The sequence below is a fragment of the Kitasatospora sp. NPDC008115 genome, from assembly GCF_042957205.1.
Classification (GTDB): domain Bacteria; phylum Actinomycetota; class Actinomycetes; order Streptomycetales; family Streptomycetaceae; genus Kitasatospora.
Window position 1 is genome coordinate 79,506 of record NZ_JBIBHU010000007.1, and the last position, 15,005, is coordinate 94,510.

The 15,005-nt window shown below is 70.7% G+C and carries 12 protein-coding genes; 8 read left to right on the forward strand and 4 right to left on the reverse strand.

Annotation, left to right across the window (positions count from 1 at the left end; translation table 11 throughout):
• Positions 1-39: 39 nt before the first annotated feature.
• Together ACFZBX_RS11525 and ACFZBX_RS11530 are read right to left on the reverse strand one after the other, a co-directional pair.
• Positions 40-1,713, reverse strand: coding sequence for a transporter (locus tag ACFZBX_RS11525; RefSeq protein WP_391533186.1), 1,674 nt, complete (start codon positions 1,711-1,713; stop codon positions 40-42).
• On the reverse strand, positions 1,710-2,519 hold the full coding sequence (locus ACFZBX_RS11530) for an ABC transporter ATP-binding protein (RefSeq protein ID WP_391533188.1): 810 nt from the start codon (positions 2,517-2,519) through the stop codon (positions 1,710-1,712). The genes ACFZBX_RS11525 and ACFZBX_RS11530 overlap by 4 nt, the downstream gene beginning before the upstream one ends.
• A 296-nt stretch (positions 2,520-2,815) precedes the next feature.
• Here ACFZBX_RS11530 and ACFZBX_RS11535 point away from each other — a divergent pair, with 296 nt between their 5' ends.
• The 8 genes from ACFZBX_RS11535 to ACFZBX_RS11570 all read left to right on the forward strand — a co-directional run bounded on the left by ACFZBX_RS11535 (position 2,816) and on the right by ACFZBX_RS11570 (position 12,458).
• Positions 2,816-3,424 (forward strand): DUF1707 and DUF4190 domain-containing protein, encoded by a 609-nt coding sequence (locus tag ACFZBX_RS11535; RefSeq protein WP_391533189.1) that lies wholly within the window; start codon positions 2,816-2,818, stop codon positions 3,422-3,424.
• Between the two features lie 434 nt (positions 3,425-3,858).
• A complete protein-coding gene (gene rpsL, locus ACFZBX_RS11540) occupies positions 3,859-4,230 on the forward strand; it encodes a 30S ribosomal protein S12 (RefSeq protein WP_014144289.1) in 372 nt (123 codons plus the stop codon).
• 2 nt (positions 4,231-4,232) lie between these two features.
• The gene (rpsG, locus tag ACFZBX_RS11545; protein ID WP_148644378.1) at positions 4,233-4,703 is read left to right on the forward strand and encodes a 30S ribosomal protein S7; all 471 of its coding nucleotides are present in this window, start codon (positions 4,233-4,235) and stop codon (positions 4,701-4,703) included.
• 39 nt (positions 4,704-4,742) lie between these two features.
• Positions 4,743-6,848 carry an elongation factor G gene (gene fusA / locus ACFZBX_RS11550; RefSeq protein ID WP_391533191.1) on the forward strand — a complete coding sequence of 702 codons (2,106 nt, stop codon included), beginning with the start codon at positions 4,743-4,745 and terminating at the stop codon, positions 6,846-6,848.
• Between the two features lie 198 nt (positions 6,849-7,046).
• A complete protein-coding gene (gene tuf, locus ACFZBX_RS11555; RefSeq protein WP_391533193.1) occupies positions 7,047-8,240 on the forward strand; it encodes an elongation factor Tu in 1,194 nt (397 codons plus the stop codon).
• Between the two features lie 347 nt (positions 8,241-8,587).
• Positions 8,588-9,538, forward strand: a complete 951-nt coding sequence (locus ACFZBX_RS11560) for a glycosyltransferase family 2 protein (protein WP_391533194.1) — start codon at positions 8,588-8,590, stop codon at positions 9,536-9,538.
• A gap of 51 nt (positions 9,539-9,589) precedes the next feature.
• The gene (locus ACFZBX_RS11565) at positions 9,590-12,001 is read left to right on the forward strand and encodes a hypothetical protein (protein ID WP_391533195.1); all 2,412 of its coding nucleotides are present in this window, start codon (positions 9,590-9,592) and stop codon (positions 11,999-12,001) included.
• Positions 12,002-12,047: 46 nt separating this feature from the next.
• The gene (locus ACFZBX_RS11570; RefSeq protein WP_391533197.1) at positions 12,048-12,458 is read left to right on the forward strand and encodes a GtrA family protein; all 411 of its coding nucleotides are present in this window, start codon (positions 12,048-12,050) and stop codon (positions 12,456-12,458) included.
• A gap of 144 nt (positions 12,459-12,602) precedes the next feature.
• Here the strand turns inward: ACFZBX_RS11570 and ACFZBX_RS11575 are convergent, their stop codons facing one another.
• Together ACFZBX_RS11575 and ACFZBX_RS11580 are read right to left on the reverse strand one after the other, a co-directional pair.
• Positions 12,603-13,811, reverse strand: a complete 1,209-nt coding sequence (locus tag ACFZBX_RS11575) for an acyltransferase family protein (protein ID WP_391533198.1) — start codon at positions 13,809-13,811, stop codon at positions 12,603-12,605.
• A 200-nt stretch (positions 13,812-14,011) separates the two neighbouring features.
• Positions 14,012-14,986, reverse strand: coding sequence for an NAD-dependent epimerase/dehydratase family protein (locus ACFZBX_RS11580; RefSeq protein WP_391533199.1), 975 nt, complete (start codon positions 14,984-14,986; stop codon positions 14,012-14,014).
• Between the last annotated feature and the right edge of the window lie 19 nt (positions 14,987-15,005).

Consider the following 15,005-nt stretch of genomic DNA (forward strand, 5'->3'; position numbering starts at 1 on the left):
GGGGCGGGTGCCGAGGCTGCCAGCACCCGCCCCACCTGGTCAGCGTTCGACGGCCTTGGTGAGGATCTCCGGGAGGCGTTCCAGGAGGCGGCCGGCGGCGAGGCGGAGGCCGAGGGTGGCGATGAGGGTGCCGTAGAGGGGGCCGGCGAGGAGGAGGGGCCAGGTGGGGGAGTCGGTGGCGAGGGCCCAGGCGAGGTAGGCGATGGCGGGGGAGGCGACGACGACGCTGCCGAACATCGAGCCGAAGCTGTTGAGCATCACCAGGCCGCCCTGGCCGGGGGCGGCGTTGCGCATCGGGTTGTTGTCGGCCGGCATGGTGTACGGCGCGAGCACGCTGAGCACGGCGCCGATGGCGATGCCGCTGCCGAGCAGGGCGAAGGCGACGCCGACGGCCGAGGGCAGGCCGGACCACTCGCCGGTGGCGGCGGCAAGGACGACGGCGAGCACCAGGGTGACCGGGACGGCGTAGGAGAGCACGGCGAACGCGCGGCCGCGCAGTTCGTCGCGGGCGTCGGCGGGGGTGAGCAGGGTGGCGGCGACCATCCAGAACGCGGAGCCGTCCATGCCGAACAGGTTGAGCATCTGCAGACCGAGGAACATCCCGGTCATCGCCACCAGGTAGACCGTGGACCAGCCCTGGACGATCGACAGCACGCAGACCACCAGCGTCATGCCGATGCTGGTGAAGACGGCGGCCTTGGCCCGCGGCTCGCGCCAGGCGTACCGCAGGTGACGCTGCATCACGGCGCCGACCCGGCCGTCCGGCAGGAAGCGCCAGCCGCGCCCGGACTCCTGGACGCCGCGCACCACCTCCACCGTCGAGGCGTCGGCGGTGACCATCAGCTGCTGGAGGCTGGCCCGCCACCAGCGCAGCAGCAGGACGAGCAGCGCGCCGGTCGCGGCGAGCTGGAGCAGTGCGAGCGGGTACTGTCCCTCGCCGGCGGTGCGGACGGCGTCGACGGCGGAGACCGGCGGGACCCAGCGCAGCACGGAGGCGATCGGGGCGAGCGGTTCGAGGTCGAGGCCGTCGGTGCCGGGCTTGCCGAAGACGCTCTGCGAGCCGACGTTGGCGATCTGCACCAGCAGCGCGAACAGCAGGCCGCCGAAGATGGCGAAGTCCTTGCCGCGCCGGCTGGAGAGCAGCCGGGCGTTGCCGGCGGCGACCGCGCGGGAGAGCACGACGACTGTCAGTACGGCGAGCGGCACACCGACCACCCCGGCTGCCGCCGAGGCGCCGCCGAGGGCGCCGGAGAGCGCGGCGCCGGTGAACAGCACCAGGCTGATCAGCGGCCCGGGCCCGATCAGCGCGGCGAGCACCGAGCCGCGCAGCAGCGGCGCGGGCCGCAGCGGCAGCATGGTGAGCCGGGTCGGGTCGGCGCTCTCGTCGCTGGAGAACAGGAAGAGCGGTATCGCGGCCCAGCCGAGGGTGAGCGCGCCGGTGAGGACGACGCCCGCGTCGGCGGCGGACCCGGTGTCGACGGCGTGCTCCAGCAGCGCCATCGCGAGCGCGATCCCGGCGGCGAACAGCACGCCGACGACGGCGCCGAGCACGTAGAGGGCGGCGCGGCCGCGGCTGCGCCGCAGGCCGTTGCGCAGCAGCCGGATCTTGAGCGAGACGAGGGTGCGCACGACCGTGCGGTCGTCGGGCATTCCGGGGCCGGGGGCGGGGCCGGGGCCGGGGACGCCTCCGCCCCGCGCCGTGGCGGCGCTCATCGGTCGCCCCCGCCGAGCCAGCCGAGCGCCTGGCCGTCGTCCTCGCGGACGCCGATCAGCTCCAGGAACGCCTCGTGCAGGCTGCGCCCGCCGCTGACGGTGCCGAGCGGGCCCTGGGCGATGACCCGGCCGGTGCTGATGACGGCGACCCAGTCGCAGAGTTGCTCGACGAGTTCCATGACGTGGCTGGAGAAGACGACGGTGGAGCCGGCCGCCGCGTAGCGCTTGAGCACGCCGCGGATGGTCTGGGCGGAGACCGGGTCGACGCCCTCGAAGGGCTCGTCGAGGAACAGCACGTCCGGGTTGTGCAGCAGGGCGGCGGCGAGGCCGATCTTCTTGCGCATGCCGGTGGAGTAGTCGGCGACCAGCTTGTCGGCGTGGCCGGCGAGGTCGAGGACGGCGAGCAGTTCCTCGGCGCGGCGGTCGACCTCGGCGCCGGGCAGGCCGCGCAGTCGGCCGTTGTACTGGAGCAGTTCGCGGCCGCTGAGCCGTTCGAACATGCGCAGGCCCTCGGGGAGGATGCCGATCCGGGCCTTGGCGGCGACCGGGTCGGCCCAGACGTCGGCGCCGTGGATCAGCACGGTGCCCTGGTCGGGCCGGAGCAGGCCGGTGACCATCGACAGCGTCGTCGTCTTGCCGGCGCCGTTGGGGCCGACCAGCCCGACGAACGCCCCGGCCGGTAGCTCCAGGCTGAGCCCGGCGACGGCGGCCTGGGTGCCGAAGTGCTTCCACAGGCCCTGGATGGACACGGCGGAGGGCACGGGGGCGGCGGGCTCGGGGAACGGCGACGGCGCTGACGCCTGCATGATGGCGGCTCTTTCCACTGGGAGTCGGACCGGTCGGGCCGATGATCGTTCCATGATCCAAACGGCTTGAACGACAGCCTGCCACCGCCCGGCTCGGCCTGTCTTGCAGGCCCGATGCCCCGGGAGTGTCCGGGCCAAACGGGTGACGGCCGCGGCGGTGGTGGCCCGTAGGGGGCCGGAATGCCGCCGGATCGGCGGAATCGGCAACTACTCAGGACTCCCGTTCGTCCTGCACTATGAGAGTCCAGATGGACGGGCGACGACCGTGTTCGCGCGGGGGTACCGGGAGGTGGCGGATGGCCGTTCAGCCGTGGGGCGAGCAGGGCTACGGGACGGCGAAGCCGCCCGCGTCCACCCCGCCCGTGCCGGCGATGCCCCCGCACGGCGCGGTGGCGTACGGCGCGGCGCCCCAGGCGGCGGTGCCCCAGTCCGCGATGCGCGCGGCGACCGCGGACCGCGAGCGCACGGTCGACGTGCTGAAGGCCGCCTTCGCCGAGGGCCGGCTGAGCGCCACCGAGTACGGCGAGCGGTTCGAGGCGGCGAGCGGGGCGCAGACCTACGGCCAGCTGGCCCGGCTGGTCGCGGACCTGCCGGCCGGCCCGATGGTGGCGCCCCAGATGGTGACCCCGCAGATGGCGGTGCCGCAGACCTTCCTGCCGCCGCCGGTCCTGGTGCCGCCGCCGCGGCCGACCAACGGCGCGGCCGTGGCCTCCCTGGTGCTCAGCCTGCTGGGCATGGGCCTGCCGGCGGTGATCGCCGGCCACGTCGCCAAGAAGCAGATCCGCCGGCGCAACGAGGAGGGCGACGCGATGGCCACCGTCGGCCTGGTCCTCGGGTACGTGGAGTCCGTGGCCTGGACCCTGTTCATGCTGCTCGTGCTGGTGGCCGGCACCAGCGGCGGCTGAGCGTCCCGGGCCGGGGCCCGCTCCGGTCCGGCCCCGTTCGGGTGGCGACGGCCTGCCCGGTGTGGTAGGGCGGTAGGAGGGCGGTCCGACACCGGGCGGCCGCGCGCGGGACACCCGCGCGACACCCGGCCGACGGCCGCCACCTGCGGCGTTGCATTTGTTTTGACCGCGCCCGATGCGCTAGGTACGCTCTGACCTTGTGCCTGGGGTGTCCCCGGGTCCTTGTGCGTGCATGCACACCGGTCGCCGCGCCGAGCCGGAGCGCCTCCCAGCGCGCCGCGCGTAGAGCGCCGTCGCTGTACATCAGCTCACGGGATTCCGTGCCGGAAAAAGCCCAACACACCCGACCGCGTGGGTCGACCACGGGGCCGTGTGCGAGGGAATCACCGCAGGTTAGTTCCACCAAGCCTTGGCACACAGAAAACGGAGAAACGGTGCCTACGATCCAGCAGCTGGTCCGAAAGGGCCGGCAGGACAAGGTCGAGAAGAACAAGACTCCCGCGCTGAAGGGCTCCCCGCAGCGCCGTGGGGTTTGCACGCGTGTGTACACGACCACCCCGAAGAAGCCGAACTCGGCGCTTCGTAAGGTCGCCCGTGTGCGCCTCACCAGCGGGATCGAGGTCACCGCTTACATCCCGGGCGAGGGCCACAATCTGCAGGAGCACTCCATCGTGCTGGTTCGCGGTGGTCGTGTGAAGGACCTTCCTGGTGTCCGCTACAAGATCATCCGCGGTTCGCTTGACACCCAGGGTGTCAAGAACCGCAAGCAGGCCCGCAGCCGCTACGGCGCCAAGAAGGAGAAGTAAGAATGCCTCGTAAGGGCCCCGCCCCGAAGCGCCCGGTCATCATCGACCCGGTCTACGGCTCCCCGGTCGTCACCCAGCTGGTCAACAAGATCCTGCTGCACGGCAAGCGCTCCACCGCCGAGCGGATCGTCTACGGCGCCCTTGAGGGCGTCCGTGAGAAGACCGGCTCGGACCCGGTCGTCGCGCTGAAGCGCGCGCTGGAGAACGTCAAGCCGGCCCTCGAGGTCAAGTCCCGCCGTGTCGGTGGCGCGACCTACCAGGTTCCGGTCGAGGTCCGTCCGGGCCGCGCCAGCACCCTGGCGCTGCGCTGGATGGTCGGTTACTCGCGCGCCCGTCGCGAGAAGACCATGACCGAGCGCCTGATGAACGAGATCCTCGACGCCAGCAACGGCCTGGGCGCTTCCGTGAAGCGTCGCGAGGACACCCACAAGATGGCCGAGTCCAACAAGGCCTTCGCGCACTACCGCTGGTAGTCCGTACCCCGTCACTAGACAGAGAGAGAACGAGCCACCATGGCTGCAACCTCCCTTGACCTCGCCAAGGTCCGCAACATCGGGATCATGGCGCACATCGACGCGGGCAAGACCACCACCACCGAGCGGATCCTGTTCTACACCGGCGTGTCGTACAAGATCGGTGAGGTCCACGATGGCGCTGCCACCATGGACTGGATGGAGCAGGAGCAGGAGCGCGGCATCACGATCACGTCGGCCGCGACGACCTGTCACTGGACCGTCGACGATGCCGACCACACCATCAACATCATCGACACCCCGGGTCACGTCGACTTCACCGTCGAGGTGGAGCGTTCGCTGCGCGTCCTCGACGGTGCCGTGACCGTGTTCGACGGTGTCGCCGGTGTCGAGCCCCAGTCCGAGACCGTGTGGCGGCAGGCTGACCGCTACGGCGTCCCGCGCATCTGCTTCATCAACAAGCTGGACCGCACGGGCGCCAACTTCTTCTTCTGCGTCCAGACCATCGTGGACCGCCTCGGCGCGACCCCGCTGGTCATGCAGCTGCCGATCGGTGCCGAGTCGGACTTCCAGGGCGTTGTCGACCTGGTCCGCATGAAGGCGCTGGTCTGGTCGGCCGAGGCCGCCAAGGGCGAGATGTACGACATCGTCGACATCCCGGCCGAGCTGCAGGAGCAGGCGGACGAGTACCGCGAGGCCCTGATCGACACCGTGTCGAACGTCAGCGACGAGATCATGGAGCTCGCCCTCGAGGGCGAGGACATCCCGGTCGAGCTGCTGCAGGCGGCGATCCGCAAGGGCACGCTGAACTCGGAGTTCACCCCGATCTTCTGCGGCACCGCGTTCAAGAACAAGGGCGTCCAGCCCCTGCTCGACGCCGTCGTCAAGTACCTGCCGTCCCCGCTGGACATCGAGTCCATCGAGGGCACCAAGCCGGGCGACGACACCGTCAAGATCTCCCGCAAGGCCTCGGACGACGAGCCGCTCGCCGCGCTCGCGTTCAAGATCATGTCGGACCCGCACCTCGGCAAGCTCACCTTCGTCCGGGTCTACTCGGGCCGCCTGGAGTCCGGCACCTCGGTGCTGAACGCCGTCAAGGGCAAGAAGGAGCGCATCGGCAAGATCTACCGCATGCACGCGAACAAGCGTGAGGAGATCGAGTCGGTGGGCGCCGGCGACATCATCGCCGTCATGGGCCTGAAGCAGACCACCACCGGTGAGACGCTGTCCGACGAGAAGAACCCGGTCATCCTGGAGTCCATGGACTTCCCGGCCCCGGTCATCCGCGTCGCGATCGAGCCCAAGTCCAAGGGTGACCAGGAGAAGCTGGGTGTCGCCATCCAGCGTCTCGCCGAGGAGGACCCGTCCTTCCAGGTCAACACGGACGAGGAGACCGGCCAGACCATCATCGCGGGTATGGGCGAGCTGCACCTCGAGGTGCTGGTCGACCGTATGCGCCGTGAGTTCAAGGTCGAGGCCAACGTCGGCAAGCCGCAGGTCGCGTACCGCGAGACCATCCGCCAGGCGGTCGAGCGCATCGACTACACCCACAAGAAGCAGACCGGTGGTTCCGGTCAGTTCGCCAAGGTGCAGATCGCGATCGAGCCGCTCGAGCAGGCCGAGGGCTACGAGTTCGTCAACCTGGTCACCGGTGGCCGCGTGCCGCGCGAGTACATCCCGTCGGTCGACGCCGGCTGCCAGGAGGCCATGGAGTTCGGCATCCTCGCCGGCTACCCGCTCCAGGGTGTCCGCGTGAAGCTGCTCGACGGTGCGGCGCACGACGTCGACTCGTCCGAGCTCGCGTTCAAGATCGCCGGCTCGATGGCGTTCAAGGAAGGCGCGCGGAAGGCCAAGCCGGTCCTCCTCGAGCCGATGATGGCCGTCGAGGTCACCACGCCCGAGGACTACATGGGCGACGTGATCGGCGACATCAACTCTCGCCGTGGCCAGATCCGGTCCATGGACGAGCGTCACGGTGCCCGCGTCGTCACGGCGCTGGTGCCCCTCTCCGAGATGTTCGGCTACGTCGGTGACCTGCGCAGCAAGACCTCCGGTCGCGCGAGCTACTCGATGCAGTTCGACTCGTACGCCGAGGTTCCGAGGAACGTCGCGGACGACATCATCGCGAAGGCCAAGGGCGAGTGACGTCCCGACTTTCGGGACGATAACCAACCCTTAGGCTATTAGGAGGCAACCCGGGAGGATCCGGTCGGATCCTCCCGGGGCCTCCGGCCCCCCACCAGCGGGACGGCACGGGGTGTCCTCCGGACAACCCGCACCAAAACCGATCAAAGACCAACTGGCGTCAGCACGGCGTACAGGAACTGTCCTCAGGAGGACTCAGTGGCGAAGGCGAAGTTCGAGCGGACGAAGCCCCACGTCAACATCGGCACCATCGGTCACATCGACCACGGTAAGACCACGCTGACCGCGGCCATCACCAAGGTGCTGCACGACGCGTACCCGGAGATCAACCCCTTCACGCCGTTCGACCAGATCGACAAGGCGCCGGAGGAGCGGCAGCGCGGTATCACCATCTCCATCGCGCACGTCGAGTACCAGACCGAGGCGCGCCACTACGCCCACGTCGACTGCCCGGGTCACGCGGACTACATCAAGAACATGATCACCGGTGCCGCCCAGATGGACGGCGCCATCCTGGTGGTCGCCGCCACCGACGGCCCGATGCCGCAGACCAAGGAGCACGTCCTCCTGGCCCGCCAGGTCGGCGTTCCGTACATCGTCGTCGCCCTGAACAAGGCCGACATGGTGGACGACGAGGAGATCCTGGAGCTCGTCGAGCTCGAGGTCCGCGAGCTGCTCTCCGAGTACGAGTTCCCGGGCGACGACCTGCCGGTCGTCCGCGTCTCCGCGCTGAAGGCGCTGGAGGGCGACAAGGAGTGGGGCGAGAAGCTCCTCAGCCTGATGCACGCGGTCGACGAGAACATCCCGACCCCGGCCCGCGCCGTGGACCAGCCGTTCCTGATGCCGATCGAGGACGTCTTCACGATCACCGGTCGTGGCACCGTCGTCACCGGTCGTATCGAGCGTGGCATCCTCAAGGTCAACGAGACCGTCGACATCATCGGCATCAAGACCGAGAAGACCACCACCACGGTCACCGGCATCGAGATGTTCCGCAAGCTGCTCGACGAGGGCCAGGCCGGTGAGAACGTCGGTCTGCTGCTCCGTGGCATCAAGCGCGAGGACGTCGAGCGCGGCCAGGTCATCATCAAGCCGGGTTCGGTCACGCCGCACACCGACTTCGAGGCCCAGTCCTACATCCTGTCGAAGGACGAGGGTGGCCGTCACACCCCGTTCTTCAACAACTACCGCCCGCAGTTCTACTTCCGTACCACGGACGTGACCGGCGTCGTGACCCTCCCCGAGGGCACCGAGATGGTCATGCCGGGCGACAACACCGCCATGACGGTCGCGCTGATCCAGCCGATCGCCATGGAGGAGGGCCTGAAGTTCGCCATCCGTGAGGGTGGCCGCACCGTCGGCGCCGGCCAGGTCACCAAGATCATCAAGTAATTGACGTTCTGACCTGCCTGTCGACCCAGGCGAGCCGAAGGGCCCCGCGCATCCGAAAAGATGTGCGGGGCCCTTCGGCGTGTCGGCGTGACGAGCGGGGCGGCGGCCGTCCTTGGGCTTCATCACCGCCTGCTATTCTGACCGCTCATTGGGGCTCTCCCCGTCGCTGTCCGCGATCACTTCGGGCACGATGGGTGAAGGGTGCCGACTGGTGGGGGCGTCCCGGTCGGTCCGTGCCGCCAGACCGTTCGTGGACACATGGGGACAGGCGAGAAACGATGTTCAACGCAGCAGGGCACGACCAGGCGCCGGCGGCCGGAAGGCCGGCGCCGCTTCTGTCGGTCGTCATGCCGATCTACAACGAGCAGGAGGCGCTGCCCCTGACCGTTGAGCGCCTGCGGCCGATTCTGGACGAACTGGGGATCGACTACGAGGTCGTCGGGATCGACGACGGCAGCACGGACGCCACTCCGGCGATCATGCAGAAGGTCCACCAGGACTGGCCGGAGTTCCGGATCGTGCGGTTCGCGCGCAACTCCGGGCACCAGGCGGCGCTCACGGCCGGAATCCACCGTGCGTACGGAGACTACGTCGTCTCCATCGACGCCGACCTGCAAGACCCGCCGGAGAAGATTCCGGAAATGCTTTCGCTCGCCCGGGAGCAGGGCCTCGACATCGTCTACGGCGTGCGCGGCGACCGCGGCACCGACACCGTCTTCAAGCGCCGCACGGCCGGCGCCTACTACTGGCTGATGCGCCGTCTGGTCGGCAAGAAGATGCCGAACCAGGCCGGTGACTTCCGGCTGCTGAGCCGGGCCGCGGTCGACGCGCTCAAGGCGATGCCCGAGCACCAGCCGGTCTACCGGCTGCTGGTCCCGTGGCTGGGCTTCCCCAGCGGCGAGGTCGTCTACGTGCGCGAGGAGCGGGTCGCCGGCGCGACGCACTACCCGCTCTCCAAGATGCTCCGGCTGGCCATCGACAGCATCACCAACTTCTCGGCGGCGCCGCTGCGGCTCGCCACCTGGCTCGGTCTGCTGAGCCTGGTGCTCTGCTTCGCCCTGGGCGTCTACACCACGGTCGAGTACGCCCTGGGGGAGACCGTCCCCGGCTGGTCCTCGCTCTTCATCGGCATGCTGTTCCTCGGTGCGGTCCAACTCGTCTGCATCGGTCTGCTGGGTGAGTACGTCGGGCGGATCTACTCCGCCGCGCAGGCCCGTCCGGCCTACTTCGTGGGCTACGACTCGGCCGAGGAGGAGGTGCGGGCGGCCCGGCGCGAGCCGGCCGCTTCCGCCCGCTAGCGCGTACACGACCCAGGCACCGCGAGGCGGGCCGGCAGAGAGACGGGAACCTTGGAAAGCACCGACACGACCGTGGCCGCGTCCCGCCCCGCCCGGGGGGCGGGCGGGTCGCCCGGCGAACCGGCACCGGCCACCCCCGGCCGAACGGCGGTGCGCTTCCTCCCGGCCCTCGCGGCCTACCTGGTGCTGGTGGCGGCGCTGCTCGCCTCCGACACACCGGCGACGGACATCGCCCGCTACACCTTCTACGTGCTCTGGGGCGTGCTGCTGCCCGGCACGCTGGTCTTCCGCAGCCTGCGCCGCCGCCCCTACACACTGCTGGAGGACCTGGCGTTCGGCGCCGTCACCGGCCTCGTGCTGGAGCTGGCGGCCTGGGTGGTGCTGGTCGGCCTGGGCCTCCAGTCGGTGGCGACGTTCTGGCCGCTGGCCGTGGTGCTCCCGTTCGCGCTGGTGCCCCGGCTGCGGCGGCACTGGCGGCCGCGGGGCTACCGGGCCTCTTCGCCCGGGCGGTCCTGGGCCCTGGCCGGCACGGTCTCGCTGACCGTCGTCTACTACTACGCGGCGACCCTCTCGCGGTTCCCCGTGCTGCCGGACGACGAGTCGACGAGGATCTTCGGCGACCTGCCGTACATGCTCTCGCTCGCCGGGAACGCCAAGCAGAACATGCCGCCGACGTTCCCGCAGGCGGCGGGCGAGCCCCTGCACTACCACTGGTTCACCTTCGCGCACATGGCGATGACCGACCTCGTCGGCCACGTCGACCTGGTGTCGGTGGCGATGCGGCTGATGGTCCCGGCGCTCAGCGCGCTGACCGTCCTGATCATCGCGGTGGTGGCGCAGCGGCTGAGCGGCAGGGCGTGGGCCGGCCCGGCCGCGGCGCTGCTGTTCTTCGCCGTGGGCGAGTTCACCGCCATCTACCCGAACAACGTCAGCTCCTGGACCTTCGGCTTCCCGCCGATCCGGCTGATGTCCTGGGGAAGCCTCTCGCTCACCTACAGCCAGCCGCTGCTGGTGGCCCTGGTCGGTGTGGTCGGGGCGCTGATCGGCCGCAAGGCGTCCCGGGACCCGGCGGGGGAGGAGCCGGACGGCGGGAGCGGGGTGCCGGCCTTCGGGCGCGGCGCCTTCGTCCTGGCGGCGGGGTTCGCGCTGGCCTCCAGCGCGGCCAAGGCCAGTACGCTCCCGGTCACCCTGGCCGGGCTCGCGGTGGCCGGACTGGCGATGCTGATCACCAGCCGCCGGATCCCCTGGACGGTGGTCGGGCTCGGGGCGATCATCGCCGGAGCCCAGCTCTTCGCCACCGCCGTGATCTTCGACTTCGAGAGCTACGGCCTGGAGATCGTGCCCTTCGGGAACGTCCAGCAGTACTGGTACAACACCCCGGAGCTGCGCGGCACCGCGTCCCAGCTGCTCGTCGTCGGCGGCACCCTGGCCGCGTTCGTGATCACCCATCAGGTGCGGCTGGCCGGTGCGCTCCCGCTGTTCCGCCACCGGCGGCTGAACCTGGAGCCGGCGCAGTGGTTCCTGCTGGGCGGCGCGGTGGCCGGCCCGGCCGCCTACCTGGTGGTCAACGGTTTCAACTCCAGCTACTTCACCATCGCCGCGGCGCCGTTCGGCGCGCTGCTCGCCGGCTGGGGCTACTGCGAGGCCGCGGAACGGGCGGCCCTGTCCGTCCGGGCCAAGGTCCTGCTGTCCGCCGGCGTGCTGGTCCTGGTGGCCGGGCTCAGCTGGGGCATGTACCACCACACCGTGGACTGGATGACGGTGGTGTCCAAGGCGGCCGGCATCTACAACGTGTGGCGGTCGTACGCCCCGCTGCTGCCGGTGCTCGGCGGCGCCGTCGCGCTGGCCGCGCTGGCGGCCGTCGGCGCGCTGCTCTGGTGGGGGGCGAGCCGGATCTGGCCGCGGCTGCGGGGCCGGGGCGGGATCGTCCTGCTGACGGCGACGCTCGCGGTCGGCGTGCCGGGGACGGCGCTGGACCTCCTGCAGTCCCGGGAGTACGCGTGGGACGGCACCTGGATCCTGCCGAAGAGCCAGGTCGAGGCGGCCCGCTGGGTCCGCGACCACAGTGACCCGCAGGACGTCCTCGCGACCAACAGCCACTGCTGGGAGCCGGAGAACTACACCACCACCGACCACTGCACCATCAACCGCCGCTCCCAGTGGCTCAGCGCCTACTCCGAGCGCTCGGTCCTGGTCGAGGGGTGGGCCTACGCGCCGCGCATGATCGCGAAGAGCGGCGGCGGGGTCGCCTACGGCGGTCCGTTCTGGGACGAGGAGCTGTTCCAGCGCAACGAGAACGCGGTCTACCAGCCCACCGAGGAGTTGCTCGACGGTCTCCGCCGGGAGCACCGGGTGCGGTTCCTGGTGGTGGACCGCAAGGCAGGCGCCGAGTCACCGCTGCTCGGCACTCTCACCAGCAAGGTCTTCGACAACGGCCGGACCGTCGTGTACGAGCTGGCCTGACCGGATGAACGGGTAATTCCGCATGCTTTCCACGGACGATCACGGTGTGGCCCCGCAGACGGCGCCGCCGGCCAAACGGCAGCTGCCGTCCTTCCTGGTGATCGGTGTCCTGAGCACCCTCTTCTACCTGGGGCTCTTCGTCGCCGCCCGGGCCTTCACCGATCCGCAGGTGGCGAATCTGATCGCGCTGGCGATCAGCGCGGTGGCCAACACCGCCGCCAACCGCCGCTTCACCTTCGGCATCACCGGCTCGGAGGGCGCGCTGCGGCACCAGCTCCAGGGTGCGGTGGCCTTCCTCATCGGCCTGGGGCTGAGCGCGGGCGTGCTGGCCCTGCTCGACCTCGCCGCGCCGGACGCCTCCCGGGTGGTCGAGGTGGGCGGCCTGGTCGTCGCGAACGGCCTCGCCACGGTGGTGCGCTTCCTGCTGATGAAGGTCTGGGTCTTCCGGACCCGCTGAGCGGCGGCCTCCCGCGGGGGCCACAACGACCGAGTGCCTGGCCCGCCGGCCCCGGAAGGGGCGGCGGACCAGGCACTCTCGCGTTCCGGTGCCGACAGGGCCGGCAGCGACCGGGCCGGCGCCGGGGGCCGGCGCCGGCGGGGGTCAGGCCGAGACCCTCGGCGGGGCGGACTCGGCGGGCGACTGCGGGTGGGCGGCGACGTCGGACCCGTCGGACCCGTCGGTGCCGCCCCGCCGGGCGGCCCGGACGGCCGCGCGCTCCTTGAGCCGGCGCACCGGCCACGGGGTCCAGTTCTTCGCCTTCATCACCGGGGACTCCAGCAGGTGCCAGGAGAGCGCGGCCAGGACGACCGTGCCCGCCATGGCCAGCGCCAGGTAGACCGGCTTGCCGTACTTGGCGTAGCCGAGCACCGCCAGCGCCTGCTCGACGGTGAAGCCGTAGATGTAGATGCCGTACGAGTAGTCGCGCTTGCGGCCGATCTTGTGGAACGGCCGGGGCAGCCGGATGGCCAGCCAGAGCAGCAGGTAGGCGAAGGCCGGGTAGCCGAAGACGAACAGGCCGCCGCCCCAGAGGGTGAGGCCGAGGACGACGGCGCAGAGCACCGCCAGGCCGTCGTGGATGACCAGCTTCTCCCGGTACAGCTGGAAGGTCGCGCCGATCATGAAGACGAAGACCAGGTGGATCAGCATGTGCACCGACATGGCGTCCAGGAACGGCACCATGACGAAGGACTGCTGGTCACCGGGGATGCCGCGCAGGGTGGGCGCGTTCGCCCAGTCGCGCAGGATGAGCCCGCCGAGCGCCAGGGTCAGCAGCGGTATGAACCGCCGGGCCTTGCGGAGCACGCCGCCGGCGGCGAGCAGCCCGATCAGGACGTAGCAGAGGATCTCGTACTTCAGCGACCAGAGGGCGCCGTTGACGCCGGGGTCGTAGTTGGTGCCCGTGGCCCGGCCCTCCGCCATCACGCCGGAGATGTCCCAGCCGGTGCTGATCGCGGTGTTCCAGGTGCCCTTGAGGTAGTTCACCGGACCCTGCGGGTGGTCCCAGTAGCCGTCGAAGGTGCCGTGCTGCCAGTGGTACAGCAGCGGGACGATCACCAGGGAGGAGACCAGCAGCGACCCCCAGAGCCCGGGCAGGATGCGCAGGGCGCGGTGCCAGGCGTAGCGGCCGACGGTGCTGCGCGCGCCACTTCCGCTGATCATGAAGCCGGACAGGACGAAGAAGCCGATGACCGACATCTTGCCGATATCCGTCTGCTGGCCGCTGCGGAGCCACAGCGGGTCGAGGCGTCCCCAGGCGATCGGGTAGAGGTGGGAGACGACGACGGCGCAGGCGAGTGCAAGCCGGAGCACACCGAAGCTGTTGGCCCGGGAGGAGTACAGCTCGGCCAGGGTTCCGCGACGGCCAGGCAGAGAGAGCCTAGGAGACATGAGAGCGGTTCATGCTTTCCGGAAGTGGAGACGCGGAGGAGGCCTCCGGCGGAGGGGTCCGATCGAACCCCCGGGGGATCCTATCGAGCCGGCCGGAGGCCTTCACCGCGCCGGTCGAATCGTTAGCGGCCGGTGTCCGGGGACGAACCGTCCTTGGCCGCGTGCTCCCAGAGGGTGCGGACGGCCTCGCGCAGGCTGCGGCGCGGCGTCCAGCCGAAGGCCCGCTCGATGGCGGTGACGTCCAGCTGCTGCCACTCGGTCTCCGGGCCGCTGCCGTCCGGCGCCGGCACCTCGGTGATCCTGGTCGGCACCCCGCTGACCTCGATCAGCAGCTCGACCAGCTCGCGGGCCGAACTGGCCCGGCCGAGGCCGACGTTGAGGACGGCCGGGGCCTTCGGGTCGGTCGGCAGGGCGGCGACGATGGCGTCGACGGTGTCCTGGAGGTCCACGAAGTCCCGCTGGGCGGTGAGCGGCTGCAGGGCCAGCTCGGCCTCGGTCCCGGCGGCCCGGGCCTCGGCCAGCTTGCCGGCCATCACGCCGAGCAGGCTGTGCGAGGGCTGGCCCGCGCCGACGACGTTGCCGAGCCGCAGGACGACGGCGTCCAGCCCGTCCTGGCGCACGGCGTCCGCGATCAGCTCGGTGGCCCGCAGCTTGAGCTGCCCGTAGACCATCGACGGGTGGGGCTCGGAGTCCTCGGCGAGGCTGACGCCGATCGGGCAGAGGCCGTACTCGTGCACGGTGCCGAGGTGGACCAGGCGCGGGGGAGCGGCCATCGACCGCAGGGCCTCCAGCAGCCGGGTGACCATGCCGACGTTGGCGCCGACCATCTGCTCGTCGGTCAGGCCCCACATGCCGCCGGCCGCGTTGACCACCACGTCGATCCGGTGCTCGGCCAGCAGATCGGCCAGCGAGGCCGGCGGGTCCTCGGTGAGGTCCAGCCGGGCGAAGTCGCCGGGCAGGGCGTCGGCCGGCTCCTTGCGGGCGATGGTGAGCAGGTGGTGGCCCCGCTCCGCGAGGGTGGCGAGGATGGTGCGCCCGATGAAGCCGGTGCCGCCGAGGACGGCGACCCGGGGGAGAGCGGTGCTGCTAGCGGCCATGGCCTCTGGTTCCGGTAGG

Excerpts from the sequence above, each read along its gene's own strand:
- ACFZBX_RS11530 (WP_391533188.1), bottom strand. The coding sequence starts at position 2,519 with ATGCAGGCGTCAGCGCCGTCGCCGTTCCCCGAGCCCGCCGCCCCCGTG.
- fusA (WP_391533191.1), top strand. The coding sequence starts at position 4,743 with ATGGCTGCAACCTCCCTTGACCTCGCCAAGGTCCGCAACATCGGGATC.
- ACFZBX_RS11525 (WP_391533186.1), bottom strand. The coding sequence starts at position 1,713 with ATGAGCGCCGCCACGGCGCGGGGCGGAGGCGTCCCCGGCCCCGGCCCC.
- ACFZBX_RS11580 (WP_391533199.1), bottom strand. The coding sequence starts at position 14,986 with ATGGCCGCTAGCAGCACCGCTCTCCCCCGGGTCGCCGTCCTCGGCGGC.
- ACFZBX_RS11535 (WP_391533189.1), top strand. The coding sequence starts at position 2,816 with ATGGCCGTTCAGCCGTGGGGCGAGCAGGGCTACGGGACGGCGAAGCCG.
- ACFZBX_RS11560 (WP_391533194.1), top strand. The coding sequence starts at position 8,588 with ATGCCGATCTACAACGAGCAGGAGGCGCTGCCCCTGACCGTTGAGCGC.
- rpsG (WP_148644378.1), top strand. The coding sequence starts at position 4,233 with ATGCCTCGTAAGGGCCCCGCCCCGAAGCGCCCGGTCATCATCGACCCG.